Source organism: Actinospongiicola halichondriae (genome assembly GCF_049103745.1).
Lineage (GTDB): Bacteria > Actinomycetota > Acidimicrobiia > Acidimicrobiales > Salinilacustritrichaceae > Salinilacustrithrix > Salinilacustrithrix halichondriae.
Genome location: NZ_CP171622.1, coordinates 932,313 through 958,974, shown reverse-complemented (window position 1 = coordinate 958,974; position 26,662 = coordinate 932,313). Strand labels below are relative to the sequence as shown.

31 protein-coding genes are annotated in these 26,662 nt (G+C 69.1%); 15 read left to right on the top strand and 16 right to left on the bottom strand.

What is annotated here, in order from left to right; genetic code table 11:
* Positions 1-11: 11 nt before the first annotated feature.
* Positions 12-977 carry an LLM class F420-dependent oxidoreductase gene (locus AB8619_RS04895; RefSeq protein WP_436795340.1) on the bottom strand — a complete coding sequence of 322 codons (966 nt, stop codon included), beginning with the start codon at positions 975-977 and terminating at the stop codon, positions 12-14.
* A gap of 39 nt (positions 978-1,016) precedes the next feature.
* Here AB8619_RS04895 and AB8619_RS04890 point away from each other — a divergent pair, with 39 nt between their 5' ends.
* Both AB8619_RS04890 and AB8619_RS04885 read left to right on the top strand, forming a co-directional pair.
* The gene (locus AB8619_RS04890) at positions 1,017-1,451 is read left to right on the top strand and encodes a DUF2752 domain-containing protein (protein ID WP_436795339.1); all 435 of its coding nucleotides are present in this window, start codon (positions 1,017-1,019) and stop codon (positions 1,449-1,451) included.
* Positions 1,452-1,523: 72 nt separating this feature from the next.
* On the top strand, positions 1,524-2,012 hold the full coding sequence (locus AB8619_RS04885) for an RDD family protein (RefSeq protein ID WP_436795338.1): 489 nt from the start codon (positions 1,524-1,526) through the stop codon (positions 2,010-2,012).
* A gap of 4 nt (positions 2,013-2,016) precedes the next feature.
* Here the strand turns inward: AB8619_RS04885 and AB8619_RS04880 are convergent, their stop codons facing one another.
* Complete coding sequence (locus AB8619_RS04880) at positions 2,017-2,850, bottom strand: acyl-CoA thioesterase (RefSeq protein ID WP_436795337.1); 834 nt, start codon at positions 2,848-2,850, stop codon at positions 2,017-2,019.
* A gap of 60 nt (positions 2,851-2,910) precedes the next feature.
* On the opposite strand from AB8619_RS04880, the gene AB8619_RS04875 reads away from it, so the two are divergent.
* The 6 genes from AB8619_RS04875 to AB8619_RS04850 all read left to right on the top strand — a co-directional run bounded on the left by AB8619_RS04875 (position 2,911) and on the right by AB8619_RS04850 (position 7,084).
* Positions 2,911-4,299 carry an amidase gene (locus AB8619_RS04875; RefSeq protein ID WP_436795336.1) on the top strand — a complete coding sequence of 463 codons (1,389 nt, stop codon included), beginning with the start codon at positions 2,911-2,913 and terminating at the stop codon, positions 4,297-4,299.
* A gap of 46 nt (positions 4,300-4,345) precedes the next feature.
* Positions 4,346-4,498 carry a hypothetical protein gene (locus AB8619_RS04870; RefSeq protein ID WP_436795335.1) on the top strand — a complete coding sequence of 51 codons (153 nt, stop codon included), beginning with the start codon at positions 4,346-4,348 and terminating at the stop codon, positions 4,496-4,498.
* 17 nt (positions 4,499-4,515) lie between these two features.
* On the top strand, positions 4,516-4,776 hold the full coding sequence (locus AB8619_RS04865; RefSeq protein ID WP_436795334.1) for a GlsB/YeaQ/YmgE family stress response membrane protein: 261 nt from the start codon (positions 4,516-4,518) through the stop codon (positions 4,774-4,776).
* A gap of 61 nt (positions 4,777-4,837) precedes the next feature.
* Positions 4,838-6,016: a steroid 3-ketoacyl-CoA thiolase gene (locus tag AB8619_RS04860; RefSeq protein ID WP_436795333.1), complete on the top strand. Its 1,179-nt coding sequence runs from the start codon at positions 4,838-4,840 to the stop codon at positions 6,014-6,016.
* A complete protein-coding gene (locus AB8619_RS04855; RefSeq protein WP_436795332.1) occupies positions 6,016-6,597 on the top strand; it encodes a thermonuclease family protein in 582 nt (193 codons plus the stop codon). The genes AB8619_RS04860 and AB8619_RS04855 overlap by 1 nt, the downstream gene beginning before the upstream one ends.
* Before the next feature lie 28 nt (positions 6,598-6,625).
* Positions 6,626-7,084: a hypothetical protein gene (locus AB8619_RS04850; protein WP_436795331.1), complete on the top strand. Its 459-nt coding sequence runs from the start codon at positions 6,626-6,628 to the stop codon at positions 7,082-7,084.
* 72 nt (positions 7,085-7,156) lie between these two features.
* Here AB8619_RS04850 and AB8619_RS04845 read toward each other — a convergent pair whose 3' ends face one another.
* The 6 genes from AB8619_RS04845 to AB8619_RS04820 are packed head-to-tail and all read right to left on the bottom strand — an operon-like array spanning position 7,157 to position 13,390.
* A complete protein-coding gene (locus AB8619_RS04845; protein WP_436795330.1) occupies positions 7,157-7,918 on the bottom strand; it encodes an ABC transporter ATP-binding protein in 762 nt (253 codons plus the stop codon).
* Positions 7,911-8,687 carry an ABC transporter ATP-binding protein gene (locus tag AB8619_RS04840; RefSeq protein WP_436795329.1) on the bottom strand — a complete coding sequence of 259 codons (777 nt, stop codon included), beginning with the start codon at positions 8,685-8,687 and terminating at the stop codon, positions 7,911-7,913. The genes AB8619_RS04845 and AB8619_RS04840 overlap by 8 nt, the downstream gene beginning before the upstream one ends.
* The gene (locus AB8619_RS04835; protein ID WP_436795328.1) at positions 8,674-9,753 is read right to left on the bottom strand and encodes a branched-chain amino acid ABC transporter permease; all 1,080 of its coding nucleotides are present in this window, start codon (positions 9,751-9,753) and stop codon (positions 8,674-8,676) included. Before AB8619_RS04835 ends, AB8619_RS04840 begins: the two co-directional genes overlap by 14 nt.
* Positions 9,750-10,667, bottom strand: coding sequence for a branched-chain amino acid ABC transporter permease (locus tag AB8619_RS04830; RefSeq protein ID WP_436795327.1), 918 nt, complete (start codon positions 10,665-10,667; stop codon positions 9,750-9,752). Before AB8619_RS04830 ends, AB8619_RS04835 begins: the two co-directional genes overlap by 4 nt.
* Complete coding sequence (locus AB8619_RS04825) at positions 10,668-12,095, bottom strand: ABC transporter substrate-binding protein (protein ID WP_436795326.1); 1,428 nt, start codon at positions 12,093-12,095, stop codon at positions 10,668-10,670. It lies immediately after the preceding gene.
* Positions 12,092-13,390 (bottom strand): hypothetical protein, encoded by a 1,299-nt coding sequence (locus AB8619_RS04820; RefSeq protein ID WP_436795325.1) that lies wholly within the window; start codon positions 13,388-13,390, stop codon positions 12,092-12,094. The genes AB8619_RS04825 and AB8619_RS04820 overlap by 4 nt, the downstream gene beginning before the upstream one ends.
* A 74-nt stretch (positions 13,391-13,464) precedes the next feature.
* Between AB8619_RS04820 and AB8619_RS04815 the strand changes: the two genes are divergently transcribed.
* Together AB8619_RS04815 and AB8619_RS04810 are read left to right on the top strand one after the other, a co-directional pair.
* A complete protein-coding gene (locus tag AB8619_RS04815) occupies positions 13,465-14,304 on the top strand; it encodes a polysaccharide deacetylase family protein (protein ID WP_436795324.1) in 840 nt (279 codons plus the stop codon).
* Positions 14,301-14,663, top strand: a complete 363-nt coding sequence (locus AB8619_RS04810; RefSeq protein ID WP_436795323.1) for a cupredoxin domain-containing protein — start codon at positions 14,301-14,303, stop codon at positions 14,661-14,663. Before AB8619_RS04815 ends, AB8619_RS04810 begins: the two co-directional genes overlap by 4 nt.
* 9 nt (positions 14,664-14,672) lie before the next feature.
* Here the strand turns inward: AB8619_RS04810 and AB8619_RS04805 are convergent, their stop codons facing one another.
* From AB8619_RS04805 to AB8619_RS04795, 3 genes are read right to left on the bottom strand one after another with little or no spacing between them, the layout of a single operon-like run.
* Entirely contained in the window at positions 14,673-14,975 is a 303-nt protein-coding gene (locus tag AB8619_RS04805) for an SCP2 sterol-binding domain-containing protein (RefSeq protein ID WP_436795322.1), read from the bottom strand.
* On the bottom strand, positions 14,972-15,823 hold the full coding sequence (gene mca / locus AB8619_RS04800; protein WP_436795321.1) for a mycothiol conjugate amidase Mca: 852 nt from the start codon (positions 15,821-15,823) through the stop codon (positions 14,972-14,974). The genes AB8619_RS04805 and mca overlap by 4 nt, the downstream gene beginning before the upstream one ends.
* A gap of 26 nt (positions 15,824-15,849) precedes the next feature.
* On the bottom strand, positions 15,850-16,170 hold the full coding sequence (locus AB8619_RS04795; protein WP_436795320.1) for a hypothetical protein: 321 nt from the start codon (positions 16,168-16,170) through the stop codon (positions 15,850-15,852).
* Positions 16,171-16,209: 39 nt separating this feature from the next.
* Here AB8619_RS04795 and AB8619_RS04790 point away from each other — a divergent pair, with 39 nt between their 5' ends.
* Genes AB8619_RS04790 through AB8619_RS04770 form a run of 5 tightly spaced genes read left to right on the top strand, consistent with a single transcriptional unit; the run spans position 16,210 to position 20,248 of the window.
* Positions 16,210-16,890, top strand: coding sequence for a hypothetical protein (locus AB8619_RS04790; protein ID WP_436795319.1), 681 nt, complete (start codon positions 16,210-16,212; stop codon positions 16,888-16,890).
* 9 nt (positions 16,891-16,899) lie between these two features.
* Complete coding sequence (locus AB8619_RS04785) at positions 16,900-17,391, top strand: NfeD family protein (RefSeq protein WP_436795318.1); 492 nt, start codon at positions 16,900-16,902, stop codon at positions 17,389-17,391.
* Positions 17,391-18,341, top strand: a complete 951-nt coding sequence (locus AB8619_RS04780) for an SPFH domain-containing protein (RefSeq protein ID WP_436795317.1) — start codon at positions 17,391-17,393, stop codon at positions 18,339-18,341. Before AB8619_RS04785 ends, AB8619_RS04780 begins: the two co-directional genes overlap by 1 nt.
* A 12-nt stretch (positions 18,342-18,353) precedes the next feature.
* The gene (locus AB8619_RS04775) at positions 18,354-19,598 is read left to right on the top strand and encodes a Glu/Leu/Phe/Val family dehydrogenase (protein ID WP_436795316.1); all 1,245 of its coding nucleotides are present in this window, start codon (positions 18,354-18,356) and stop codon (positions 19,596-19,598) included.
* Positions 19,599-19,627: 29 nt separating this feature from the next.
* On the top strand, positions 19,628-20,248 hold the full coding sequence (locus tag AB8619_RS04770; RefSeq protein WP_436795315.1) for a YbhB/YbcL family Raf kinase inhibitor-like protein: 621 nt from the start codon (positions 19,628-19,630) through the stop codon (positions 20,246-20,248).
* Positions 20,249-20,251: 3 nt separating this feature from the next.
* Here the strand turns inward: AB8619_RS04770 and AB8619_RS04765 are convergent, their stop codons facing one another.
* The 5 genes from AB8619_RS04765 to AB8619_RS04745 form a co-directional block, all read right to left on the bottom strand.
* Positions 20,252-20,725, bottom strand: coding sequence for a MaoC family dehydratase (locus AB8619_RS04765; RefSeq protein ID WP_436795314.1), 474 nt, complete (start codon positions 20,723-20,725; stop codon positions 20,252-20,254).
* A gap of 22 nt (positions 20,726-20,747) precedes the next feature.
* Entirely contained in the window at positions 20,748-21,569 is an 822-nt protein-coding gene (locus AB8619_RS04760; RefSeq protein ID WP_436795313.1) for an acyl-CoA thioesterase, read from the bottom strand.
* A 4-nt stretch (positions 21,570-21,573) separates the two neighbouring features.
* A complete protein-coding gene (locus tag AB8619_RS04755; RefSeq protein WP_436795312.1) occupies positions 21,574-22,326 on the bottom strand; it encodes a hypothetical protein in 753 nt (250 codons plus the stop codon).
* Between the two features lie 67 nt (positions 22,327-22,393).
* Positions 22,394-23,029 carry an alpha-ketoglutarate-dependent dioxygenase AlkB gene (locus tag AB8619_RS04750; protein WP_436795311.1) on the bottom strand — a complete coding sequence of 212 codons (636 nt, stop codon included), beginning with the start codon at positions 23,027-23,029 and terminating at the stop codon, positions 22,394-22,396.
* Positions 23,026-26,466, bottom strand: coding sequence for an error-prone DNA polymerase (locus AB8619_RS04745; RefSeq protein ID WP_436795310.1), 3,441 nt, complete (start codon positions 26,464-26,466; stop codon positions 23,026-23,028). The genes AB8619_RS04750 and AB8619_RS04745 overlap by 4 nt, the downstream gene beginning before the upstream one ends.
* Positions 26,467-26,662 lie beyond the last annotated feature (196 nt).

Below are 26,662 nucleotides of genomic sequence, written 5' to 3'. Positions count from 1 at the left end.
AGAATCGGGTTTCAGCGGGGGGCGAGGTCGCGGACGGCCTGGGCCATGTCGTAGCCGAACGGGAGCGGGGCGAGCGCTGGCGTCGTGACGCCGTTGGCGATGTACTCGCCGATCTGCTCGCGGCACTTCTCGGGCGGGCCGTGGACGATGAGCTCGTCGACCAGCGAGTTCGGGATCGAGTCGAGCGCTCCCTGGCGGTCGCCGTCCTTCCACTTCTGCCACATCGGAGCGAGCTGCTCGCCCCGACCCATCCACTCGTGGAACTTCGCGTACACCGGGACGTTCAGGTACGCCGCGATGGCGAACTTGGCCGCCGGGTAGACGAGGTCGGGATCGTCGACGGGCGCGCAGAAGATGCGCGCGACGATCTCGCGCTCCGCCCCGTCGGGAGCAGCCCCGTGGACGATCGGCGCGACCGTCTTGACGTCCTCGGCCGACAGCCAGTTGATGATGGCGCCGTCACCCTCCCGGCCGGCGAGCTTGAGCATCCCCTCACGCAACGCCGCGACCACGATGGGCACCGGCTCGGGCGGCTTGGCCTTGAGACGGAAGCCCTTGATGGAGAAGGTGTCGTAGTCCTCGACGACCTTCTCGCCCGCGAGCGCCGTCCGGAGGAAGCGGACCATGTCGCGGACCTTCTTGTACGGCTCCTCGAACGGGATGCCGTTCCATCGTTCGACGATCACGTCGGACGACGTACCGATGCCGATGGCGAAGCGTCCCGGCGCAGCCTGCGCGAGCGAACCGACCGACTGCGCCATGCACGCCGGGCCTCGTGTGAAGGCCGGGATGATGGCCGTGCCGAGGCGCAGTTCGGGCGCCCACACCGAGGCGAGCGCCAAGGGCGTGAAGCCGTCGTGCCCGTCGGCCTCGGCCGACCACACGTCGGTGTAGCCGAGGTCCACGAGTTCGGTGAAGCGGTCCCGCTGTGTGTGGAGCGGTCCGTCGAAGGGGATGGTCATGCCGTAGCGCTGCATGGTTCGCAGCCTGCCACGTCGGTTCCGCGGCCCGACGCGGTGACTGCCTACGCTTGGGCCATCGACACGAGTCTCGAACTCTCCGAGGCCGAGCCGGCGCTCGAGCGGTACGGCGCTGCAGCGCTGACGACGGCGGCCATCGGCGGCACCTGGGTGCTCGGTCGCGGCATCCTCCCCTTCGATCTCTCCTGTCCGCTGCTGTCCACGACCGGCATCCCGTGCCCGTTCTGCGGCATCACCCGCCTCACCGACCACCTGGTCCACGGCAACGTGGCCGAGGTCCTCGCGCGTGACCCCGGCGGCCTCGTCCTCGTGCTGTTGTTGGCGCTCCTCGCCGGTGTCGGCGTCGCGACCCGGCTGGGGTGGAGGCCTCGACGGTGGCCATCGACGACGCCGGTGCTCGCGCTGGGATTCGCGGCCGTCGTCGTGCATTGGTCGACGACACTCCTCGGTGGCGGCTTCGTCACCCGGTGATCACGCTGCGCGTTCGGTGCGTGGGATATCGTCCAGCGGTACTCCATCGGCGGAACGAAAGCAGGAAATGACATGAGCGACATGCCTCCCCCTCCTCCCCCTCCGGGCAACATGCCCCCACCACCCTCCGGCGGCGGCGGCGTCTCGGCGTTCGGGCCGCTGGCCTCGTGGGGCGATCGAGCCATCGCTGCGTTGGTCAACTTCGTCCCGCTGATCGTGCTGTCGTTCGTCATCGGTCTGGTGTCGAACACGCTCGCCAGCCTGATCACGTTCGCCGCGGGCATCTACTTCTATTACCTCGACGGTGAGACCGGCGCGCACCCCGGCAAGCGGGTCATGGGCCTCAAGACCGTGAACATGGAGACCGGCCAGCCCATCGGTGGCGGCATGGGGATCGTGCGCTACTTCGCGCACATCGTCGACTCGATCACGTGCTTCATCGGCTACCTGTTCCCGCTCTGGGACGAGAACCGTCAGACCTTCGCCGACAAGATCATGAAGACCGTCGTGCTCAAGGACCAGCCCAAGCAGGCGTTCGGGCCGGAGATCTTCAAGCCCTAGTCGTTCAGTCCGACGAGGCCCGCTTGTGACGGCGGGCCTCGAACTCCTCGTGGAAGCGCAGGATGGTCGACTGACTGGCCGTGGCCAGCAAGGTCCCATCCTGCGCCCACAGGTGCACGAGCCCGTGTCCGAAGCCGTTCGCGATGGCATGGACCCGGATGTCGAGCAGCACCCAGTCGGTCTCGACGATCTCGACCATCCGCAGGGTGTTGTCGAGACTGTTTCCCCCGGCGTGCTTGCCCAGGGCCTGACCGAGGCCGAACGGCACGTAGTCACCGAGGATGGCGAGCGCCGCGCCCGACATCTCGAGGACGTCGGGCATGCGAGCCCACATCGAGCAGTTGCCGTCCGGTGACGGGTTCCCGTCGATGTCGTCCCAGTTCCTGGCGTCGGCCAGGCGGAAGTCGAGCCGCGACATCATGCCCTCGGTGTCGTCGAGCGCGAACCGCTGCTCGCACTCCTCCGGGGGTGGGACGTCGGGCATCGACTCCCACGCGCCCTTGGCGTCGACATCGCGCTCGCCCAACGCGGCATTGACCGTGAGGATCTCGCGGTCGCCCACATGACCGGTGGCGCGGGCCTGGGTGACCGACCGACCGGCGTTCGCCACGACCACGTCGATGTCCATGATCGACGGTGGGTTCGCGTAGCTCAGGTACTGCGCCGTGGCCCAGATGACGGGGCGGCCGGTGGTGCCCTCCATCGCCTCGATCGCAGCGCCGAGCCCGCACCCGCCCCACAAGAAGTTCCCGCGGGTGCTCACCCCCGGGGTCACCGGGAGGATCCAGCGGTTCGGGTTGTGGGTCGACTCGAGGCCGAGGAACGTCTTCGCATCCACGGCGGGCGACTCTAGGAGCGACGGGCAGGGTTCCCGTCACTCGCTGTAGAACCAGGGGCCATGACCACCACCCCATGGCTCGATGACGCCTGCTCCCTCGTCGATGCGTACCGCTCCGGCGACCGTGACCCGGTCGCCGAGACCGAGGCCTGCCTGGCCGCGATCGAGGCGTCCGAGCTGAACGCCTTCTCCCATGTCGACGCCGAGCGGGCGCTCGACGCCGCGAAGAACGCGGACACCTCGCTCCCCTTCGGCGGCGTGCCGATGGGCGTGAAGGAACTCGACAAGGTCGCCGGCTGGCCCGACACCGAGGCGTCGGTGGCGTTCAAGGGCCGCGTCGGCACGGTCAACAACACCATGATCGACCGACTGGTCGACGCCGGCGCCGCCCTGGTCGGCATGTGCACGGCGTCGGAGTTCGGCGGACTCAACGTCTCGACGACCAAGCTGAACGGGACCACCCACAACCCGTGGGAGCACGGGAAGACCGCCGGTGGATCGTCCGGTGGATCGTCGGCCGCCGTGGCCGGCGGACTCGTGCCGATCGCCACGGGCGGCGACGGCGGCGGCTCCATCCGCATCCCGGCGGCGTTCAACGGACTCGTGGGCATGAAGGGCACCGCCGGGCGCATCCCCCGTGGCCCCAAGACCGAGATCGCGCCCCTGACCGTCGTCAAGGGCTGCCAGGCACGATCCGTGCGCGACGTGGCCCGTTGGTACGACGTCTGTGCCGGCTACGACATGCGCGACCCCTACTCGCTGCCTTCCCACGGCCGCTGGGAGGCCGACCTCGGCACGCACGACCTGGCCGGGATGAAGGTGGTCGTCTCGCCGGATCTCGGCAAGGCCGTGCTGCGTCCCGAGGTCGAGGCCAACGTCCGGGAGGCCGCCTCGGCGCTCATCAGCGACGCCGGGCTGGTCGAGGTCGACGTCGCGGTCCAGTTCCCCGGATTGGGCCTCGAGTGGGCCATGTCGAACCTGACCCAGTTGTACAACGACCTCCGCGACCTGTGGCCCGACTGCAAGGACGACCTCACCAAGGAGATGGCGTTCGGCCTCGAGATGGCCCACGGCTCGTACGACCTGGGGATGGCGGCGACCGTCGAGCGGAACCGCACCGACATGAACGAGAAGATGGCGGCGGTGTTCGACGAGGCCGACTTCATCATCTGTGCCACGAACCCCGACGTCGCCTATCCGGCCGAGATCACCGCCAACACGCGGGTCGGCGACACCAAGGTGGGGCTGGAGAACAACGGGGCGCTGACCATCCCCGCCAACATCGTCGGGAACCCGGCGATCTCGGTGCCCGTGGCCCCCGCATTCGGGCTCCCGGTCGGCATGCAGATCATGACCCGCCACCACGACGACGCCCTCCTCCTCGACCTGGCTCGGATCGTCGAACGGACCCTCCCCTGGCCCCTCGTCGCCCCCGGAGCACCGGCCTAGGGCGCTTCCGGGAGTTCTTGTCAGACCCCCTGCGGATACTGGGGTCATGGCAACGCAACCCCGCCTCATCCCCACCAAGTTCCACCTCGACAACGCCAGCCGCGAGGCTGGCAAGCGTGGTCTGGCCAAGGCCCGTGCGGCCCTGGCCGAAGCCCATGCCAGAGCAGCCACCGACACCGACCACGCCACTGCGGCCTGATCACTACGATCCCGACCGTGGGTGTCCTCGGATGGATCATGGTCGGCCTCGTGTCGGGCGGTCTCGCCGGCCGGGTCACCGGCGTCCGCGGCAACGGGTGCCTGACGACGATGGCCGTCGGTGTGATCGGCGGACTGCTGGGCGGCGCGCTGTTCAACGCCGCCGGCGACGATGGCATCGGCGAGTTCGGGCTCCGCTCGATGTTCGTGGCCTTCATCGGAGCGACGGTGCTCCTCTTCGCCTACGGAGCGATCACCGGCGCATCGCGCCGCCGCTGACCCAGGCCCTCCACCCACCCGCTCTTGACCGATCGGTCAAGATCCGACCTAGAGTGAACTCATGACCGAAGTCGTGATCATCGATGCCGTCCGCACCCCCGTGGGTCGCCGTGGCGGTGGCCTGTCCACCATGCACCCGGGCGAGCTCCTGGGAGTCGCCCAGAAGGCGCTGATCGACCGCACCGGCATCGACCCGGCCCAGGTCGGCCAGGTCGTCACCGGCTGCGTGTCGCAGGTCGGCGAGCAGGCCTTCAACATCGGCCGCACCGCGTGGCTCGCCGCCGGACTCCCCCAGTCGGTGGCCAACACCACCGTCGACACCCAGTGCGGCTCGTCGCAGCAGGCCACGAGCTTCGCCACCGCCCTGGTCGGCAGCGGCGTCGTCGACGTCGCCGTCGCCTGTGGCGTCGAGACCATGAGCCGCATCCCGATCGGGAGCAGCGGCCGCAAGGACTTCGGTCTCGGCATCCCGATCCCCAAGACCTACTTCCCGCGCTACGAGATGACCTCGCAGTTCGAGGGCGCCGAACGCATCGCCGACAAGTGGGGCATCTCCCGGGCCGACACCGACGCCTTCGGTCTCCGTTCGCAGCAGTTGGCCGCGCAGGCCTGGGCCGAGGATCGCTTCGGCACCCAGATCGTCCCCGTGACCGCACCCGACGCCGACGAAGAGGGCAACCTCCTCGACACGACGCACGAGGTCACCCGTGACGAGGGCCTCCGCGAGACCACGCTCGAGAAGCTGGGCACCCTCAAGCCGGTCGCCCGCCCCGACGGCGTGCACACCGCCGGCTCGGCCTCCCAGATCTCCGACGGCGCCGCCGCCGTGCTGATCATGACCGCCGACAAGGCCAAGGAGCTGGGCCTCACGCCCAAGGCTCGCATCGTCGACACCTGCAACGTGGGCGTCGACCCGGTCCTCATGCTCACCGGCCCCATCGATGCCACGACCCACCTCCTCGAGCGCACCGGCATGACGATGTCCGACATCGGCGTGACCGAGATCAACGAGGCGTTCGCCTCCGTCGTGTTGTCGTGGGCCAAGGAACACAACCCCGACATGGACACGGTGAACCCCAACGGCGGCGCGATCGCCCTGGGACACCCCCTCGGCGGCACCGGTGCCGTCCTCCTCACCAAGGCCCTCCACGAGCTCGAACGAGCCGACAAGGAGAACGCCCTGATCACCATGTGCTGCGGTGGTGGCCTGGGCACCGGCACCATCATCCAGCGCGTCTGATGGCCCCGGGCGACCCGCGACCCGCGGGTCGCCCAGACGTCATCCGCATCATGGTGGTGGCGGCCGCCGTCGCGGTCGCCGCCCTGTTCGCGGCGTGGTCGGGTGCGCTCGACTCCTCCGGTGGCCCGACAGCGGCTGCTGGTGAGGGTGTCGTCGTCCGCGTGATCGACGGCGACACCGTGGACGTCGACGTCGACGGCGCCGTCGAGCGGGTCCGCCTCATCGGCGTCGACACGCCCGAAGCGGTGGCGCCGGAGCGGCCGATCCAGTGCTACGGCGTCGAGGCATCGGCGCACACCAAGGAACTCCTCCCCGAGGGGACGGCCGTCCGCCTCGAGCGAGACGAGGTGAGCCGGGACCAGTACGGCCGGCTGCTCGCGTACCTCTACCGGGTCGACGACGACCTGCTGGTGAACCTCGACCTCATCGAGCAGGGGTTCGCCGACGCCGTCACCTACGGCGACAACGAGGCCCTCTACGACACCTTCGTCGCCGCCGAGTCCGCCGCACGCTCCGGCGGCGTCGGACTGTGGTCAGCCTGTGGCGGCCCCGATGTCGACATCGCTCCGGCTCCTGGCTGAGCGCCGCTGGTCGGTAGCCTCAGAGATCGTGCGCAACTGGATCCAGAACTCACCCGTCAGCATCGGTGTCGGACTCGTCGTCATCGGCCTCGTCACCATCTTCCTGGCGTGGAACGGCGCGGCGAGCAAGGACTTCGTCGAGGGCCAGATCCCCTACGTCATCTCCGGCGGGATCGGTGGACTGGTGGTCGCCGGGGCAGGGATCACGACGATCCTCGTCCAGACCCGACGGCGCGACACCGACGCCATCACGCAGCGCCTCGACCAGGTGATCGAGGCACTGCAGGAGACCGGTGGCTTCGCCGCCAGCGGCCCCACCGTGGTCCCCGACGGCACGCTCGTCGTCGCCGGTCGCTCGACCTTCCACGATCCCGGCTGCCGCATCGCCGAAGGACGCGACGACTACCGCCCGATCAGCCCCGAAGCGGCGGCGGCCAAGGGTCTCACCCCGTGTCGGATCTGCCAGCCCGAGGTCACCTCCGCCTGATTCCTGCGACGCGAGACGCGCCCCAGGCGGGCATCACGTCACGAGAACCGGCAGAACCGACGTCCGGTGACGTCAGCCGAGGTAGAGCTCGCGGACCCTGGCGTTGTCGAGCAGTTCGTCGCCACGCAAGGTCGTGTGAATCACGCCCTGCTGCATGAAGTAGCCCACGTCGGCGATCTCGAGGGCACCGACGTTCTGCTCGACGAGGATCACGGTCGTGCCGTCGGCACTGATCTGCTTCACGATCTCGAAGATCTCGTGGACGATCACCGGCGCCAGGCCGAGCGACGCCTCGTCGATGATGAGGAACTTCGGATCGGCCATGAGCCCACGGCCGATCGCCAGCATCTGCTGCTCGCCACCCGACAACGTCCCCGCCATCTGCGTGCGGCGCTCGTCGAGGCGAGGCAGGTACTCGTAGACCCGGGCTCGTTGGGCCTCGACCCAGTCGGCGTTGCTGCGTTGCGACCAGGCGCCGACCTGCAGGTTTCGTTCGACCGACAGATCGGGGAAGACCCGTCGTCCCTCGGGGACCATCACGATGCCGGCGCCGACGCTCTGGGCGATCTTCCAGTCGGTGATGTCCTGACCCTGGTAGTGGACAGACCCTTCCCAGGCCGGGAGTGCGCCGCAGAGGACCTTGACCGTGGTCGACTTGCCGGCACCGTTGAGGCCGAGCATGACCGCCACCGACCCCGCGGTGATGTCGAACGACAGCCCGTGCAGCACCGGCAGGTTGCCGTAGCCCGATTTGAGGTCGCGCACCGAGAGCACGGGCGCGTCGGTCACGGCCGTCGGCGGATGGGACACGAGGGTGGGGTCGACGTCAGACAAGTGCCGTCGCCCCCTCACCCATGTAGGCCTCGGCCACGTCGACGTTGCCGCGCACCTCGTCCGGGAGTCCCTGGGCGAGCAGTGATCCGAAGTTCAAGACGTACACGTAGTCCGAGGTGCCGAGCACAAGCGGCACGTGGTGCTCGATCATGACGATCGACAGGCCGAGGTCGCGGCGCCACACGCCCAGCCGGTCGCAGAAGATCGCGCCCTCCTCCGGGCTGGCGCCCGCGAGCGGTTCGTCGAGGATCAGGAGCTGCGGGTCGGTCGCCAGCACCGCCGCCACCTCGACCATCTTGAGCGTTCCGTACGGGAGGCCGTTGATCGGACGATCGGCCACAGCGCCGAGGTCGAGGTAGTCGAGGAGGACTCTGGCTCGCTTGCGCAGGTCACGCTCGCCTGCGAGTGCCCAGGGTGCCGCGAGGATTCCGGACGAATCGCTGTGCTGCACGTTCTTGTGCTGGGCGACCACCAGGTTCTCGAGGACCGTGAAGCTCCGGACCAGACCGACCTGCTGGAAGGTCCGACCGAGGCCGCGTCGGGCGCGTTCCTCGGGCTTCTCCTCGGTCACGTCCTCGTCGAAGAGGCGAACGGTGCCCGAGGTCGGCGTGTAGAACCCGGAGATGCAGTTGAACAGCGTCGTCTTCCCGGCGCCGTTCGGGCCCAGGATGCCGACGATCTCGCCCTCGTCGACCTTGATGTTGACGTCGGCCAGCGCCTGCACGCCGCCGAAGCGGATGGAGACGTCGCGGGTCTCAAGGACGGGCACCGATACCACCTCCTGAGGTCATGCCGGCGCCGGCGTCCTTGCCGTCGCTCTCGCGCAGCCCGACCTTCTCGAGCACGAAGTGGGCCTGCTGGACGAGTCCGCCGGGGAACGAGATGAGGGTCAACAACAGGAGGAGCGCGCCGATCGCCGGCTCCCAGGTCGCCTCGATGAGACTGAACGGGAAGAAGTGGAAGTTGGCGTGTGCACGATCGAGGAGGGTCGGCAGGGTGGCGAACAGGACGCCGCCCGACACCACGCCCCAGCGGTTCCCGACACCACCGACCACGGTCATCAACAAGAACGTGATCGACAGTGAGAGCGGGAAGTCCTCTTTCGACACGATCTGTTCGGTCGATGCGAAGAGCGCGCCGGCCACGCCGGCGAGCACACCCGACATCACGAAGGCGGCGAGCTTGTAGCCGGTCACGTTGATGCCCCACGACGCCGCCACCCGTTCGTCGTCACGCAGCGCCTGGATGGCCCGGCCGGCTCGGGACGACACCAGCCGCCAGTCGAAGACGAGCGCGAGGAGCAGCATGCCGATGCAGAACCCGGCATAGCGGTGGTCGGTCTCGAAGAACGACGGTCGCGCCGCCGAGAGCCCTGCACCGCCACCGGTCAGCGACCGGATGTTGAACAACGTCTCCTGGGCCATGAGTCCGTAGGCGATGGTCACGAGTGCCAGGTACAGACCCGTCACCCGTAGGGCCACTGCGCCCAGGATCAGGGCGCCGATGGCGCCGGTGAGCGCGGCCACGAGCAACGCGGCGAGATACGGCATCGCCAACTCGGTGAGGGTGTATCCGGCACCGAAGGCACCGACGCCGACGAACGCGGCGTGGCCCAGGGACACCTGCCCGGTGTACCCCACGATGATGTTCATCGACAGGGCGACGATGCCGTAGATGGCTGCACGGCTGACGACGTTCGTGTAGATGTCGGGAACCACGTTCACCAGGGCGAGGATCGCCAGCAGACCGGCGGCACCGCCGACGAGGCGACGGAGACGCCGACCACGAGTCGAGGTCACGTCGGCCACAGCCGTCTCGGCCGAGATGGCGGTCATGCCGCCTCTCCGAACAGGCCCCGGGGTCGCAACAGCAGTACGGCCAGCAGGACCACCATCACTGCGAGTTGCGGCGGTCCGGGCACGTCGAGTTCGAAGGTCGTCACGATCTCGATCGCAGCGGCACTCACGATGCCGAGGAGGAAGCCGCCGACGACGGCGCCGACCATCGACGTGATGCCGCCGAGCACGACACCGATGAACGCGGGGATCAGGAAGTCCGAGGTCATCAGTCCGGGGCGGAGGTTCTCGAACACGCCCGCGCCGAGTACCCCGGCGATCCCGGCGAGCGCGCCGGCGGCGCCCCACGCGAGGGCTCGCATCCGCTCGACCGGGACGCCCTGCAGTTCGGCTGCGTAGGGGTCCTGCGCGGTGGCCAGCAGGGCCACGCCGGCCTGGCTGCGGAAGAACACGGCGAGCGCGAACGCGACGACGCACAGCACGGCGAGGATGACGATGGTGTGGTACTCGACGATCACGTCGGTTCCCGTCAGCCGGAACCCGCCGGAGACCGGGCGGGGGAAGCGCCGGACCTTCGCTTCGAAGACGTTGAGCTCGACCGAGGTCGCGAGCAGTGCGACACCGGCCGTGGCCACCAGCGTCGTCGCGGCAGAGGCTGCGCCGAGCTTACGGATCACCACGAGGTAGAGGACCACGCCGAGGGCGGCACCGACGACGATCGCCACGAGCGCCGCCGGGACGAACAATCCCTTGTTCACCTCGGCGTCGTCACCGTGCGCGAACCCCGTCATCACGAGGTACGCCACGAAGGCCGGGATGGTCCCGAGCTCGCCCTGGGCGAAGTTCAGGACCTTGGTCGACTTGTAGACCAGCGCCAAGCCGAGCCCGACGAGGCTGAAGACGGCACCGCGTTGGATGCCGAAGATCAGGATCTCGGCGATCGAGTCGAGCATCTAGAACCCCGAGGCGAAGGTGGCGAGGGTCTTGTGCTCTTCCGCGTTGCAGTCGGCCTCGAGGACATGGACCTGGCTGGCTCCGAAGTGGTTGTCCGGCGAGTACGACAGCTGCGGGACGACGTCGGTCTTGATGCCCTCCTGGGTCGCGAGCATCTTCGTGAAGTCCTCGCGGGTCAGGTCGGTCGAGCCGTAGGTCGTCTCGTAGCGCTTGAACATCTCGTGTTGGGCCTTGGCCTGGCCCCACAGCGCCAACGCGATGTCGTCGGTCGGCACGCCGAGCTGCTTGCCGGCGTCGATGAACTCGGAGATGTTGCTCCGGGCGTAGTCGAGTCCGGGGAAGGGCGAGAAGAAGATGCCGCCGTCGATGTCGGGACAGCCGGCGCTGAACAGGGCGTTGAGACCCATCGAGATGCCCACGCCGACGAACTGCGGGTTGTAGCCCTGCGACGCCGACTGCTGGGCGAACTGGATGTAATCCGTCGGCGCCGTGAGCATGAAGATCACGTCGACGTCGGCCTTGCTCATGTCACTCGCGAAGCTGGTGATCCACGAGCTGTTGCCCTTCGGGTGACGCAGCGTCTTGAAGTACGGCACGCCCTGCTTGGCGATCCCGTCCTCCCACCCGGCGACGGCATCGTCGAAGTTCGGGGTGTCGGTCACGATCGCGCCGACCTTCTTGCCGGGGAAGTTCTTCTTCACGTACGCCGCCAGGAGCGGGCCCTGCTGCTTGTAGGACATCGACGTCGCGAAGTAGTTGTTCAGTCCCCGGAGGCCGGCTTCGGTGACACCGGCCGACAGGTACGGGACGCCCGCCTGCTCGGCGAACTGGCCACACGCCTGGATCTGGTCGGTGCCGCCCCCGCCCACGAGCAGGAACGACGACGACGCCAACTCCCGGCACGCCTGGATGGCCGTGTTGGGCGTGTACTTGTCGTCCTTGAACTGGACGTTGACCTTGGAACGCCCCAGGACCTTCTCGCCCTTGATCTCGGTGACGTAGCGCCAGTACAGGTCCCGAGCCTTCTCGAAGGCCGTCGCCGGGAGCGGTGCTGCACCGGTCACCGGAGCGTGCACGGCGAGGGTGATGCTGTCGTCGGTCACGCCGGTGCGATCGCTGCCCGTGATCGATGCCGATCCACCGCCGCTGGGCGAGGCTGCGTCGTCGCCGGCACCGGCCCCGTCGCCACCGTCGCTGACCGCGCCGTCGTCGCCGCCACCGGACGTGCTGCCGTCGGTCACCGTCTGCGTCCCGGCGTCGCCATCGGCGACGACCGCCACGCCACCGCCTCCGCCGACGCCGGTCTCGATGATGATCTCGGGGAGTGCGTCGGCCGATTCGTCGTGTACCCCCGGCTTCTGACCGCAGGCAGCGGCGATGAGGACGGCGATGAGCAGGACGCTTGTGCGCACGAACCGGGGGGTCACGTGACGTCTCCTTGGTTGGCGTGGGTGCGCATGAGGCGATCGAGCGCGCCGGCGCGATGCGAGGTGCGGTCTGGCAGGGCGAAGATCGACTCGCCGAGGCTCCATGCGCCGCCGAGGAGCAGCGGTGCGATCAGCAGGAGCCACCACGGAGATGATCCGCCCGTGGACACGGATGCGGGCTGGGCGTACCGAGCACGGATCCCGCCGGGGAGGACGGTCTGGGTCTGGGGCGCCGCGGTGTTCTCGATGATCTGGGAAGACGGGCCGGCGGGCGATGAGGGCGTGGCGCTCGGCGCCGACGGCGTCAGGTCGAGATCGGGAGTGATCGACTCGACCGCCGGGGCGGACGGGGCGATCGAGTACCGCAGCCGTGGCTTGAGATCGTCCGCTGCGTCCTGGTTGGCGAGCGAGACCATCCAGTTCGTCGACACGTCGGGATCGCCGTAGGCGAGGTTGTCGGCGCCGAGGGGGCGCAGGAGCAGTCCCTCGTTGGCCAGGCTCTCGCCGCTCAGCCCACCGGTCGTCCAGGCCTGGGCGGCGAACGTGATGTCGAAGACCCAGGTGCTGTTCGAGGTGTCGAACTCGCCGGTGGTGCCGACCAGGCAGTCGACGTCGGGGACTCGTTCGCCGTCGACGCCGGCGTTCTGCGCGTTGCCGTCGTCCCACGCCTCGGTTGCGGGGCACGCCTCGATCCCGGTGATCGACTCGGCGAACACCGCCGTCTCACCGGAGGCGACATCGCTGAACACATCGGCGAACTGCGACGGGTCCTGCTCGCTGATCTGGGAGATGGCGGCGAGGACGAGCTCGCGGAACACCGGAGACTCCACGGCATACGACAGTCCGTCGGGACGCATCAGCAGCTCGATCTTGGCGAACTCCTGGCCCTCGGGGAGCTCGGGGAGCTCGAAGCGGATCAGCGACGAGTACCGCTCCTGACCGCCGGCCATGCCGATCGGCAACGTCGCCGGGAGCACGGGCTGGACCAGGCTCGAGTCGATGGTCTCGGGTACGGGGAGGCCTCCGCCGAGTCCGAGCTGGTCGCCGATGTCGGCGACCTGTTCGCCGCAGAGTTCCGGGAGTCCGGCCAGTCCGGCGACCAGGCAGGCCGTGCTCGGCGGAAAGCCGTTGGTCAGCGTCGGCGGCGTCGCCGTGCTTGCGGGCCGGGTGTAATAGGCGGTCTTCTGGACCTGCGCGACCTGTTGCTGATCGGCGGCTCCGCCGGGTGAGACGAACCCGAACACACCCACTGCTGCCAGGGCGACGGCGACGACGATCCGGACAAAACGAGACATGAGCGGGACGGATCGTACCGATTGGCCTCTCCGGTCCCGTAGTCGGAGAGGCAATTGCAGGTAGCGTGGCCGCCGTGCCAGAGGGGACGGAACTGCTCGAACGTCTCGGGCACCCGGCCGACGCCAAGCTCGTGATCGTGAGCTGCGACGACCTCGGCCTGTCACACGCATCGAACCTCGGTGTGTACGAGGCGCTGCGCGACGGCGTCGCGACCAGTGCGTCGTTGATGGTCCCGTGCCCCTGGGCGCGAGACGCCGCCAGCCGCCACCGAGGGGAGGACGTCGGCGTCCATCTCACCCTCACCTCGGAGCACGACCGCTACCGCTGGGGGCCCATCACCCAGGCGCCGAGCCTGCTCGACGGCGACGGCGGCTTCCCACGCACGCTCGTCGACGCGTGGGAACACGCCGATCCCAGCGAGGTGAGGCGCGAGTGCCGAGCCCAGATCGAACGGGCGATCCTGTGGGGCTTCGACGTCAGCCACCTCGACAGCCACATGAAGATCCTCCAACTGCGCCCCGAGCTCTTCGACGTCTACCTCGACCTGGCCGTCGAGTACCGGCTACCCATCCGGCTGTCCGATGCGTCGACCCAGCGAGCGATCGGCTTCCCGTTCCGCACGCTGGCATCCGAGGAGGGCATCTTGTTCCCCGACCACTTCGTCGACGTCGCCAGTCCGCCGAGTCGAGGCCGCATCGCTGCGGCGCTCGCCGAACTCCGCCCCGGGGTGACCGAGATCCACGTCCAGCCGGCGCTCGACACCCCCGAGGTCCGCGCCATCAGCGAGCACTGGGCCGACTGGCAGGACGACCTCGACTTCGTGACCAACGGTGACCTCGCCGGCCTGATCCGCTCCGCCGGCGCCTCGACCATCGGGTACCGCGAACTGCGCGACGCGCAGCGGAACGCATGAGGGCGGCGCTCGCAGCCCTCGTGCTGCTCGCGGGACTCGGCGTGACCTCCTGCGACAGCGAGCGGCGCGCGATCTCACGCGACGACCTCCCCGAGGTCCCCGTCGACGCGACGGTCGAGGTCACGGTCGGCGCCGACGGGTTCGACCAGGCCGAACTCGAGGTGACGACCGCAGATCTCGTCGAGTTCCGCAACGTCGACGTCGAGGAACACGGTGTCCGCACTGCCGACCACGAGATCGACTCCGGGCCGTTGCTGCCCGACGAGTTCACCCTGATCCTCTTCGACACTCCGGGGCGCTACACGCTCTTCGACACCGAAGACGACGACTCGACGATGACGGTCGTGGTCAGCCCCTGACCGACGTCCTCAGCCGGTTCGCTCCGACGCATCGGCGAGGGTGCCGGCGAACTCCGGCGTGGTGAACATCGGCAGCACCGACAGCAGGCGACCGACATTGCCCGTCACCTTCACCCAACCCTGCATGTAGCCGACGTCGAGCGTGCGCTCCCCCGCCACCACGGCAGCGAAGTCGGCAGGCTTGAGGATCATCGTGAAGTCCACGTCGTCGGCGGGACCCTCGGTGACGATCCCGGGACCGTCGTCGAGCACGACGTGGAACACCTCGGTGTCGGTCTTGCCCTTGCCGACCTCGAACTGGACGGTCGTCATGCCACGCCGTCGAAGAGGTCGCCGGTCGACTCGTCGGACTCGACATGGCTGACCGCGAGCACGTATTCGTCCCACGGGTGGATCGCGCCCGCCACCTCTCGGGGCAGGCCGAACCAGAAGGGCGACGTGGGGTCGACCTGCGTGGCGTGGGCCAGCAGGGCGTCCCAACGGACGTCGCCGAACCCCTCGGTGGACACCCGCGTCGTGATCCGATGATCCTGCGACTCCCGCTCGAACCACGACTCGTCGAACGGCGACTCGAGGCCCAACTCCTGGAACTTCTCGTGCATCGCCAACATGCGGGCTCGTGACCAGGTGGTCCAGTACACCTTGGCGACCTGGTGGGGCTCGCCTGCCTCGGGGTAGGCGTCGGGGTCCGCCGCCTTCTCCACGGCCGGCATGGTCACGTCGTGGACCATCAGGTGGTCGGGATGCGGGTACCCCTTCTGGTCGTCGCCGTAGGTCACGACCACCTGCGGCTTCTCCCTGCGGATGATCGCGACCAGTCGACCGACCGCTTCGTCGAGGGGTGCGTTCGCGAACGCCTCGGGGCGCGCGTTGGCCTCGCTGTCGGGCATGCCCGAGTCGCGGTACCCGAGCATCACGACCTCGTCGTAGCCGATGATCCGCGCGGCCTCGTCGAGCTCTTGTCGACGAACGGCCTCGAGATCCGCACGCACCTCGGGTCGGTCCATCGCAGGGTTCAAGATGTCGCCCTCCTCGCCACCCGTGCAGCACACGAGCACGGTCCGCACCCCGTCCCGGTGGTAGCGGGCAACGGATCCGGCGCCCTTGGACGACTCGTCGTCCGGGTGCGCGTGAACGGTGAGCAGGCAGCGATCGGTCACGGCGCCAACGCTACCGAGCGGAGCAGCTAGCGGTTGCTGTAGCGGTCGCTGCCGTCGTCGAGCGTCCACGAACCCCCGCGACGGAACCAACGACCGCTCACGACCCCGATGACCATCCCGAGCACGGCACCGATGGGGAGGGCCACCTTCAACAACCCCGTCCGGATGATCGGACGGTCCATCCCGTTCGACTCGAAGGATGCGACGAGATAGATCGGGATCGCGATCAGGAAGTACACGATCGCCGCCGACGTGAGCGCGATCACCACCCCGACCAGGACCGACCGGCCGAGCGGCCGCGTCGCCGGGTCGGCAACTCCGTCGTCGTCGAGCGTGGGATCGGCCATGGTGCGACCACGGTAGTGCCGGGTCCGTACGATCCGGCTGTGCGCTCCGCGACCATCCTCATCGTCCTCGGACTGCTGGTCACGGCCTGCAGCGACGGGACCGACGTCGGCGACGACCGAGCAGACCAGGCACGGACGGCAGCGCTCGACGCCGGCCTCGACGCCGACGTCGCCGACTTCCTCGCACTCGCTGCCCGCGGGCAGACGGCCACCTACCAGGCGACATATCCGGGGCCGGATGCCGGCACCTCCGTGGTCGTCGCCAACCGGCCACCGGACCGTCGCGTCGACGTCGTGGCCGACGACCTCATCGTGCAGGTCCAGATCTCGCTCGACGGCGTGGGGTACACCTGCCCACGCGACGAGGAGGCCGGCGAGATCGTGTCGTGTGAACGCACCGACGCGATCGTCGAACCGCCGGGCGCCTTCGGCACTGCCGCCATGGACTCCCTCAGCGCCTCGCTCGCCGACCGCATCGACGACTTCGACTTCACGCTCGAGACATCGGCGATCGCCGGCGTGGAAGCCCGCTGTCTCGTGACCAACGTCAAGTCCGGACGGGAACGAGCCGAACTCGCCGACAGCGGCACGATCTGCGTCTCGCCCGAAGGGGCGCTGCTCCGGGTGGCCCAGGGAGACGAGGTCATCGAGGCGACCGACTACACGACCGAGATCCCCGACAACACCTTCGTCCGACCGGACACCGGCGGGGACAACTAGCCTCCGGACGTGGACGACCCCGATCTCTGGCAGTGGGTGTGGCTCGGCGCCGCCTTGGTCTTCGGACTCGGTGAGATGGCGAGCCCCGGCTCCTTCTTCCTCGCCCCCTTCGCCGTCGCCGCTGCCTTCGCCGCAGCGGCGGCGCTCCTCGGTGCCGTCGTCGGCGTCAGCTGGCTGGTCTTCATCGTCGTCTCCCTCGTCTCCTTCGCTGCGCTCCGTCCGCTCGCCCGCAGGCTCGACGCCGCTGGCGGGAACCCCACCGGGGTCGGGGCGCAACGGCTCGTGGGCGAGCAGGCCATCGTCCTCCAGGACATCCCCGCCGGACTCGACGAGGTCGGACTCATCCGTGTCGGCCGCGAGGAGTGGCGGGCACAGACACCCGACGGCACCTCCGTCCCTCGCGACACGAGAGTCACCGTGACCGAGGTCCGCGGGACACGCGTCGTCGTGCATCCGACCGAACGAATCATCCCCTCGACCCCTCCGGAAAGGCCCATCTGATGGCCCTCGTCGTCGTCCTCGCCGTCATCGGCATCCTGCTGTTCGCCTATGTGGCGGCGGGCGTACGCATCATCCGGCCGTACCAGCGCGGCATCGTCGAGATGCTCGGCAAGTACCAGCAGACGGTGGATCCCGGTCTCCGGATCATCATCCCGTTCGTCCAGACCATCCGGGCCGTCGACATGCGCGAGCAGGTCGTCGACGTGCCGCCGCAGGAGGTCATCACCTCGGACAACGTGGCCGTGTCGGTCGACGCCGTCATCTACTACGAGCCCACCGACCCGCAGCGCCTCGTCTACAACGTCGCCAACTTCATCCTCGCGGTGACCAAGCTGGCCCAGACCAACCTCCGAAACGTCATCGGCGACCTCCAACTCGACGAGTCGCTCACGTCGCGGGACAAGATCAACGTCGCCCTCCGCGAGATCCTCGACGACGCGACCGACAAGTGGGGCGTGCGTGTCGTCCGGGTCGAGATCCAGCGCATCGACCCGCCGCCGGACGTCATGTCGGCCATGCACGAGCAGATGAAGGCCGAGCGGACCCGGCGTGCGGTCGTGACCGAGGCCGAGGGTCGCCGTACCGCGGCGATCACGACCGCCGAGGGCGAGAAGCAGTCGGCCATCCTCCAGGCCGAGGGTGTGAAGGCACGATCGATTCTCGAGGCCGAGGGTCGCGCCGAGGCAGTGCGGACCTTCGCCGATGCGGAGAAGTTCCGCCAGCAGGCGGTGGCCGAGGGTGAGGCAGACGCCATCCGCAGCGTCTACCAGGCGATCCACGACGGCAACCCGTCGAACGACCTGCTGGCCATCAAGTACCTCGAGGCGCTCCAGAAGCTGGGCGACGGTCAGGCCACCAAGATCATCGTGCCGACCGAGCTGTCCGGCGTCGCCGGAGCACTCGCGGGCGTGACCGAGCTGCTCGGCCGTCAGGGCGACAGCAGCAACTGATAGACGGGGCGCATGCCCGAACGCCTCACCGCCCACCAGGCAGTCACCCAGTACTTCCAGGAGGCGGCGTCCATCATCCGTCTCGACGACGAGATGACTCCGATCCTGACCTCGTCGTATCGCGAGGTCGCTGCCCAGGTCCCCGTCCGGCGCGACGACGGATCGCTGGCGGTCCTGCGTGGCTTCCGTGTCCAGCACAACGGCGCTCGTGGACCGTACAAGGGCGGCATCCGCTACCACCCCACGGTCGACCTCGACGAGGTCCGCGCGCTCGCGTCGCTGATGACCTGGAAGACCGCGCTGCTCGACATCCCCTTCGGCGGCGCCAAGGGCGGGATCGAGGTCGATCCGACCGGCATGTCGGCACGCGAGAAGGAGGAGATGACCCGGCGGTTCACCAAGTCGATCCACCACGTCCTCGGCGCCTACCGCGACATCCCTGCGCCGGACGTGAACACCGACGCCCAGACGATGGCGTGGATGATGGACGCGTACTCCCAGGTCCACGGCTACACGCCGGCCTGCGTGACCGGGAAGCCGGTGGGCCTCAGCGGCGCGCCCGGCCGGGAGTCGGCGACCGGTCGAGGCTCGATCGACGTACTCGGCGCGTGGTGCGAACACGAGGGACGGTCGCTCGAGGGTCTGCGATTGGCGATCCAGGGCTTCGGCAACGTCGGCACCTGGACGGCCCGCACCGCGGTCGAGCGCGGGGCGACCGTGATCGCCGTCTCCGACGTGGGTGGGGGCGTGCACTCGGCCACCGGACTCGACATCGAGCAACTGTGCGCCACGGTGCACGCCGGTGGGTCGGTGGTCGACGCCGGCATCGGGGACGCGCTCTCGAACGACGAACTCCTGGCCCTGGACTGCGACGTGCTGGTCCCGGCGGCGCTCGGCCAGGTCATCACCGACGAGAACGCCGCCGAGGTGCATGCGACGGTCGTGCTCGAGTGCGCGAACTACCCGGTGACCCCGGACGGCGATGCCATCCTCAACGACCGCGGCGTCGTCGTCATCCCCGACATCCTCGCCAACGCCGGCGGCGTGACCGGGTCGTACTTCGAGTGGACCATGAACATCCAACAGTTCACCTGGAAGGTGTCCACCTTCAACGACGAGCTCGCCGAGCGGCTGCGCACCGCCTATGCCGCCACCCAGGCATTCGCCGACGCCAACGACTGCACGTTGCGCCGTGCGGCGTACAGCATCGGCGTCTCTCGCGTCGCGGCGGCATCTCGCATGCGCGGGTACGTGTGACCCGTCGCCGCGGGTGGCACGATGCCCGGATGCCCCGACCGCGCCTGTCCGTCTGCCTCGTCGCCGGTGCGCTCGTGCTGGCGGCCTGCGGGTCCGACGGCCGAACGCTCGCACCCGCGCCGGAGGTCCCCGTCGCACCCGAGACCACGACGACGACCGTCGCCGGCCCCGACGCCGGCTTCACCACCGACGACCCCACCATCGGCCTGAACCTGTCCAGTCCGTCGTTCGCCGGTGGCGAGATGCTCGATCCCGACTTCACCTGCGACGGCCTCAACGTGCCGCCGCCGCTCGTCATCGGGGGCACCCCGGCCGGCGCCGCCGAACTCGCCGTCACCATGGTGGACCGCTCGGCCGACGGGTTCGTGCACTGGGTCGTCACCAACCTCTCCGCGGCGACGACCCAACTCGAGTCGGGCGTGATCCCGCCGTCGGCGGTCACCGCCAAGACCGACAGCGGGATCGACGGATGGGACGGGCCGTGCCCGCCGGCCGGGGACGCGCCGCACGACTACGTCTTCTCCGTCTACGCCATGGCCGAACCGATCGGACTCACGCCCGGGCTCGAGGGTCGCGACGCCATCGCCCTCATCGAAGCGGCGGCGATCTCGTCCACGCTGTTGATCGGGCGGTACGCCGCCCAGGGCTGACGCCTACGCGTAGGTGAGGCGGGTGATCCAGTCGGCGACGACGGCCGGACGCTCGGAGCCCTCGACCTCGATGGTGTAGGTCCGGGTGACCTGGATGCTGTCGGTGCCCTTGAGCTGCACGTCCTTGAGGACGCTGGTGGCGCGGATCTTCGAGCCACTCGGCACCGGCGAGACGAAGCGGACCTTCTCGAACCCGTAGTTCACGCCCATGATGACGCCCTTGAACGTCTCGGGGTCCTGGGGAACCGACGCGGACAGGTGGGTCAGCATCGACAACGTCAAGAAGCCGTGGGCGATGGTCGTGCCGAACGGGCCGGCCTTGGCGGCCTCCACGTCGACGTGGATGAACTGGTGGTCGATCGTGACGTCGGCGAAGTCGTTGATCCGCTCCTGCGTCATCTCGAACCACTCACCGGAGCCGTCGGTCTCACCGAGGCGGGCCTGGAACTTCTCGAACGCTGTCTCTGCTGCAGTCATGGCGCAGGACCCTACGCGGTCGCTACTCCGGGATGGGGAGTTCGACCGCGAGCTGTCGACTCTGGGCGAGCAGTCGACCGTCGCTGCTCCAGACCTCGCCGTCCTCTTCGACGTAGCCGCCGGCGGCGTGGCGTGAGGTGAACCGGACGAAGGACCAGTCGGCCTGCTCCGGCGGCTCGTCGCGGAAGTGGATCGTCAGGTCGATCGTCGGCACGCCGAGGCGGTCGGCGCACCGGTTGAAGATCGCAGGGGTCCAGGCGTCGGTGAGGGCCGCGACCACGACGTCGTCGACCGGGTCGCCCTCTGCGAGGCGGATCCATCCACCGGTGACGGCCTCGTCGGCGATCTCGCCCGACCAGCGGTCCGGGCCGAGGCGTGACTGCATCTCGTAGTGGTCACGCATCGGGATCGAGATGCCCACAGGCGGCTCGACCCTCGGGGCGTCGGCCTCCGGCGGCGCGACTGCGGGCATCGGGAGGTCGGCGAAGCTCGGGCCCTCCCGGTCGACGGCGGTGGCGGCGAGGCCGAGCACCATGACCACGCCGTCCTGCACCAGACGCACCGACAACGACGTGAGCGTGCGTCCCCGACGTTCGACCGTCACGACCACCTCGCACGGCCCCTCGGCCGGCGCACGGAGATAGTGGAGTGTCATCGATCGGAGGCGTTGGCCGGTCCCGGCGATCTCGGCCCGCAACGCCCGGGCGATGATCGCTGCGAGGTACCCGCCGTTGGGACCGCGCATGATCCACCACGATCGATCGATCGTGGCTCGGTAGGTGCTGCCGTCGTCCGCAATGGTCACGGATTCGACGGCCGTGTCGGTCGCGAACCGGCTGGTCATCGCGTCAGTCGCCGTCTTCTTCGATCGCGTCGACGTCGATGATGTCCTTGCCGGAGGCCTTCGCAGCCTTCCGAGCGGCCCGTTGCGCCTTCAGTTCCGCGACGCGATCAGCATTCTCCGCCCGCCTCGTCTGGAAACCGCCGACGCCCAACGCCACCAACGACGGCAGCGTGTAGATCGCATAGGCGCCGCCGATGAAGAACACGTAGCCCGCGATGGCGAGCATGGCCATCGTCCAGATGGTGGAGCGTTTCTCGTGCTTGGTGAAGAACACGGCAGCGCCGGTGATGGCGACCGGGGTCAACATGATGAGCAGGGCAACGGGGAGCGACTCCTCGTCGAGCAACTTCACGTCTTCGGTGAACGAGACCGTCCCGTCGTCGTTGACCTCGACGTCTTCCGCCTGCTCGATCCGGGGATCATCGGCGTCGGCTTCGCGAGCGACGCGCACCGGCGTGAAGAGCAGGAGTCCGATCGACGCGATGCTGAAGAGGAACGCCAACATGACGGCGCGCTGGCCCGGGATCGTGAACGGGTTCTGTCGACCGCCGCGGGTGGTCTTCCCCTTGGCCGCTGCCCCCTTGGTCGACGAGGCCTTGGTGGCCCCTCCCTCTGGCGACTCGACCGCGTCCGGCCGGCCGCCGTCCCGTGCGATCTCGGTCGCCTCGCCGGCGTGCGCCGACCGCGCCTGACGCGCTTCTCGTCGGGCTCGGTTCCGGCGTTGCCGTTCCGACTTGCTGGGTTTCGAGGAAGCCACGCCGCGACCGTAGATCGCAGGGCGGGCGGCCCCCTAGCCGAGTCGATGCCGGACGCCCCGTCCCGCCTCAGCCCACCCAGGGTGGGCGGAACATGATGCACAGGCGCGGGCCGACGGGGCGCGCCGTCTTGGGGACGCCGTGTCGCCAGGTGCGTTGGATCGTCCCGCCCATGACGAGCAGATCTCCCTGGCCGAGGTCGAACGACACCGAGGACACCGGGGACACCGGCCCACCGCCGCCACCACGCTCGGCCGGCGACAACAGGAACCGGCGACGCGCCCCGCACGACACCGTGGCCATCACCGTCGTCTGCATGTCACGGGCGATCTGGTCGCCGTGGGGTGCCACCGAGTCGCGCCCGTCGCGGTACCAGGCCAAGCCGATCCGACGGCAGGGTTCGCCGTAGCGCTCGGTGAGGAGCCGAGCGATCGACCGCAGCACCGGCGGTGTCGGCCCGTTCTTCGGCAGCGACGCCGTGAGTCGGGGGACGTCGACGACCCGGTCGTACATCGGTCGCCGGCTCGCCTTCCACTCGGTCTCCGACGTGACCTGGTCGAAGAGGGTCTGTTCGCCCTGCAACCAGTTCGGCAGGTACTCGACCCAGGCACCGTCCGACAGTTCGGTCCGCTCGATCCCCGTGAGGAAGGGATCGAAGTCCGGTGCACCGCCCCCGAAGAGCGACGTCTGCATCGGCGCGGTCACCGGAAGTCCCTGCTCTTGGGCGTGCCGGTGACCGGAAGGAACGACAGCTTCTCGGCCACGATGTTGATCACGCCGTCGCTGCGCTCGCACCGTCCCCGGATCAGCATCGCCGGTGCGGTGAGTGCCACCCGACGGTGCGCGTTCCAGCATCCCTTCGACACCACGACGTTGATCAGGCCGGTCTCGTCCTCGACGTTGAGGAACATGGTCCCGCCGGCGGTGGCCGGACGTTGGCGGTGGGTCACGACTCCCCCGATGAGGACCTTGGCCCCCGGCTCGACGTCCCACAGTCCGGCCGATGTCACGACCCCCATCCGGTCGAGGTCGTCACGGATGAACCGGGTCGGGTGTCCTTCGGGGCTCATGCCCGTGGCCCACAGGTCGGCCCGAGCGGTCTCGAAATCGTCCATGCCGGGCAGGGCCGGTGGCTGGTCGCCGGTGACGATGCCGGGCAGTCGGTCGACCCCGCCCTGCGCGACCGCTCCCGCCTGCCAGATCGCTTCGCGCCGACTCAGCCCCAGGCACACGAACGCCCCGGCCGTCGCCAGCGACTCGAGTTGGGGCAGCGTGAGCTCGACCCGCCGCGCCAGGTCCTCCATCGATGCATACGGACCGTCCGCCTCCCGGGCCGCGGCGATCTCGCCCGCCAGGTCGATCCCGATCCCCCGCACCTCCCGGAACCCGAGCTGCACCACCGGCCCCCCGACCCCCCACCCCACCCCACCCCCCGGCTTCTGGGTGCGCGAATCGCCATCTGAGATCCCGATCGCGCACCCAGAAGCGGGGTTTTGTGGGGAGAGGGGTGGGAGGAGGGTGGCGTCGGCGGCAGAGGTGTTGAGGTCGACGGTGCGGACCTCGACCCCGTGGCGGCGGGCGTCCTGGATGAGCGAGTGGGGTGACCAGAAACCCATCGGCTGGGCGTTCAACAACCCTGCGCAGAACGCCGCCGGATGGAAGCGCTTGAACCACGACGACGCATAGACGAGGTAGGCGAACGAGACCGAGTGGCTCTCGGGGAACCCGTAGTTGGCGAAGGCGGCGAGCTTGATCCAGATCTCCTCGATCACGTCGTCGGGGACGCCCCGCTCGCGGGCCCCCTGCCGGAATCGGTCGTGCAGGCGCTCCATCCGCTCGGGCGACCGCTTCGACCCCATGGCCTGACGGAGCTGGTCCGACTCGGAGGCCGTGAAGCCACCGACGTCGATCGACATCTGCATCAACTGTTCCTGGAAGAGCGGGATGCCGAGCGTCTTCTTCAACGACTTCTCGAGCAGCGGGTGGAGATAGGTGACCTCCTCCTGCCCGTTGCGCCGCCGGATGTAGGGGTGCACCGATCCACCCTGGATCGGGCCCGGACGGATGAGCGCCACCTCGACCACCAGGTCGTAGAACGTCCGGGGCTTCAACCGCGGCAGTGTCGCCATCTGCGCACGGGACTCGATCTGGAACACCCCGACGGTGTCGGCCTCGCACAACATGTCGTAGACCGCGTCGTCCTGGGGCAACTCGGCGATGTCGACGTCGATGCCGTGTGCCTCGCGCACCAGCCGCACCGTCTCGTGCAGGGCGGTGAGCATCCCGAGCCCGAGGAGGTCGAACTTCACGAGCCCGACGGCAGCGCAGTCGTCCTTGTCCCACTGCAGCACGCTCCGGATCGGCGTCTCGGACCGGATGGTCCCGCCGGCACGCCCGGTGAAGCGCCCCCACTCGACCGGGCAGACCTCGACCACGGGTCGGTCGCAGAGCACCATGCCCCCGGAGTGGATGCCGAGGTGACGGGGGAAGTGCTCGACCTCGGCGGCCATGGCCGACACGTCGGCGGGGAGGCCGTCGGCGTCGGCGACACCTCCCCAGGCGTCGGTCGACTTCGAGAACGCGTCCTGCTGCCCGGTGGCGTACCCGAGCGCCTTGGCCATGTCCCGGATCGACGACTTGGCCCGGTAGGTGATGACGTTGGCGACCTGGGCGGCATGGCGTCGACCGTGGCGTTCGTAGACGTACTGGATGACCTCCTCGCGCCGGTTCGACTCGATGTCGATGTCGATGTCGGGCGGCCCGTCACGCTCGGGCGACAGGAACCGTTCGAACAACAACCCGAGCTTCACCGCGTCGGCCTTCGTGATCCCGAGGGCGAAGCACACCGCCGAGTTCGCCGCGCTCCCCCGGCCCTGACAGAAGATGTCGGCCCGGCGGCAGAAGTCGACCAGGTCCCACACGATGAGGAAGTAGCCGGGGAACCCCAGCGTCTCGATCAGCGCCAGTTCGTGATCGATCTGCTCCCACGCCCCCGGCGTGTTCGGTCGGGAGCGAGGTCCGTAGCGGCGTTCGGCGCCGGCCTCGGTGAGCCGGCGCAGGAACTGCATCTCGTCCAGACCGTCCGGACAGGGGTACGGCGGAAGGTTCGGCGCCACCAGATGGAGGTCGAACGCGCACTCGAGGCCGAGCGCGGCCGCCCGCTCGACCGCGCCCGGGTACCGGGAGAACCGGCGGGCCTGCTCGATCCCCGAGCGGAGGTGCGCGGTCGCCGCCGGCGGGAGCCATCCGTCGGCACCGTCGAGGTCGCGCCGCGCCCGCACCGCGGCCAACGCCGTGGCCAGGGGGCGCTCGGCCGGCGTGGCGTAGTGGACGTTGTTGGTCGCCACGACCTCGACCCCCACCCGATCGGCGATCTGGGCCAGCGCGTCGTTGCGAGCCGAGTCGAGCGGGTCGTGGTGATCCCACAACTCGACCACGACGTTGTCGGCGCCGAAGGTCTCCACCATCCCTCGCAGGGCCGACTCGGCCGCCGCCGGACCGTGGTCCATCAACGCCTTGTTGACCGCCCCCTTGCGACACCCGGTCAGCACCAACCACTCGCCACCGTGGGCACGCGCCCAGTCGATCGAGTCGTAGTCGGGCTTGCCCTTCATCCCACCGGCGAGCTGCGCCGTGGAGATGACGTCGGCGAGCCGGGCGTAGCCAGCGGTCCCCCGGGCGAGCACCAGCAGGTGGGAACCCTCGGGGTCCGGGATCCCGTTCTGCGGTTGGCGGAGCCCGAGGGAGAGCTCGGCTCCGAAGACGGTGGGGAGTCCGACCTCCCGGGCGGCCTCGGCGAAGCGGACCACGCCGTAGAAGCCGTCGTGATCGGTGAGCGCCAGCGCCTCGAGACCCAGCCGGGCGGCCTCCTCGGCCAACGACTCGGGATGCGACGCCCCGTCGAGGAACGAGAAGTTCGAGTGGCAGTGCAGCTCGGCGTAGGGCACCGTGCCCCGGCGACGCTCGAGACCTTCGGGCGCCGCGTACTCCGGCCGGCGGTACGACCACGCCGGGCTGTCCCCACCATCGCCGGCGGCCGGTGCGGGTCTGGCGGCGCGTCCGGACGGCGAGCGACGAGCGGTGCCGTCGGAGAGCGTTCGCTCGAGTTCGGACCAGGAGACGCCCGGGTTGTTGAACCCCACAGCATTCGATGGTATGCGAACGCCCGTTCGTTGTCGAACGGGTGTTCGAGTGGGAAGCGGACCACGTTCGTCAGCATTTCATGACGGTTTTGCGTCGGACCGTCATGAGAATGCAAAGTGAATGGGTCATTCGGACCCTTGAGGTTCGCGGGTGGGCTGCCGATGCACAGAACAGACACCCAGCCGCACCACGAAG

Coding starts and splice junctions, on each gene's coding strand:
- AB8619_RS04895 (WP_436795340.1), bottom strand. CDS start 977: ATGCAGCGCTACGGCATGACCATCCCCTTCGACGGACCGCTCCACACA.
- AB8619_RS04885 (WP_436795338.1), top strand. CDS start 1,524: ATGAGCGACATGCCTCCCCCTCCTCCCCCTCCGGGCAACATGCCCCCA.
- AB8619_RS04875 (WP_436795336.1), top strand. CDS start 2,911: ATGACCACCACCCCATGGCTCGATGACGCCTGCTCCCTCGTCGATGCG.
- AB8619_RS04870 (WP_436795335.1), top strand. CDS start 4,346: ATGGCAACGCAACCCCGCCTCATCCCCACCAAGTTCCACCTCGACAAC.
- AB8619_RS04860 (WP_436795333.1), top strand. CDS start 4,838: ATGACCGAAGTCGTGATCATCGATGCCGTCCGCACCCCCGTGGGTCGC.
- AB8619_RS04855 (WP_436795332.1), top strand. CDS start 6,016: ATGGCCCCGGGCGACCCGCGACCCGCGGGTCGCCCAGACGTCATCCGC.
- AB8619_RS04835 (WP_436795328.1), bottom strand. CDS start 9,753: ATGACCGCCATCTCGGCCGAGACGGCTGTGGCCGACGTGACCTCGACT.
- AB8619_RS04830 (WP_436795327.1), bottom strand. CDS start 10,667: ATGCTCGACTCGATCGCCGAGATCCTGATCTTCGGCATCCAACGCGGT.
- AB8619_RS04820 (WP_436795325.1), bottom strand. CDS start 13,390: ATGTCTCGTTTTGTCCGGATCGTCGTCGCCGTCGCCCTGGCAGCAGTG.
- AB8619_RS04810 (WP_436795323.1), top strand. CDS start 14,301: ATGAGGGCGGCGCTCGCAGCCCTCGTGCTGCTCGCGGGACTCGGCGTG.
- AB8619_RS04805 (WP_436795322.1), bottom strand. CDS start 14,975: ATGACGACCGTCCAGTTCGAGGTCGGCAAGGGCAAGACCGACACCGAG.
- AB8619_RS04795 (WP_436795320.1), bottom strand. CDS start 16,170: ATGGCCGATCCCACGCTCGACGACGACGGAGTTGCCGACCCGGCGACG.
- AB8619_RS04780 (WP_436795317.1), top strand. CDS start 17,391: ATGGCCCTCGTCGTCGTCCTCGCCGTCATCGGCATCCTGCTGTTCGCC.
- AB8619_RS04775 (WP_436795316.1), top strand. CDS start 18,354: ATGCCCGAACGCCTCACCGCCCACCAGGCAGTCACCCAGTACTTCCAG.
- AB8619_RS04770 (WP_436795315.1), top strand. CDS start 19,628: ATGCCCCGACCGCGCCTGTCCGTCTGCCTCGTCGCCGGTGCGCTCGTG.
- AB8619_RS04765 (WP_436795314.1), bottom strand. CDS start 20,725: ATGACTGCAGCAGAGACAGCGTTCGAGAAGTTCCAGGCCCGCCTCGGT.
- AB8619_RS04760 (WP_436795313.1), bottom strand. CDS start 21,569: ATGACCAGCCGGTTCGCGACCGACACGGCCGTCGAATCCGTGACCATT.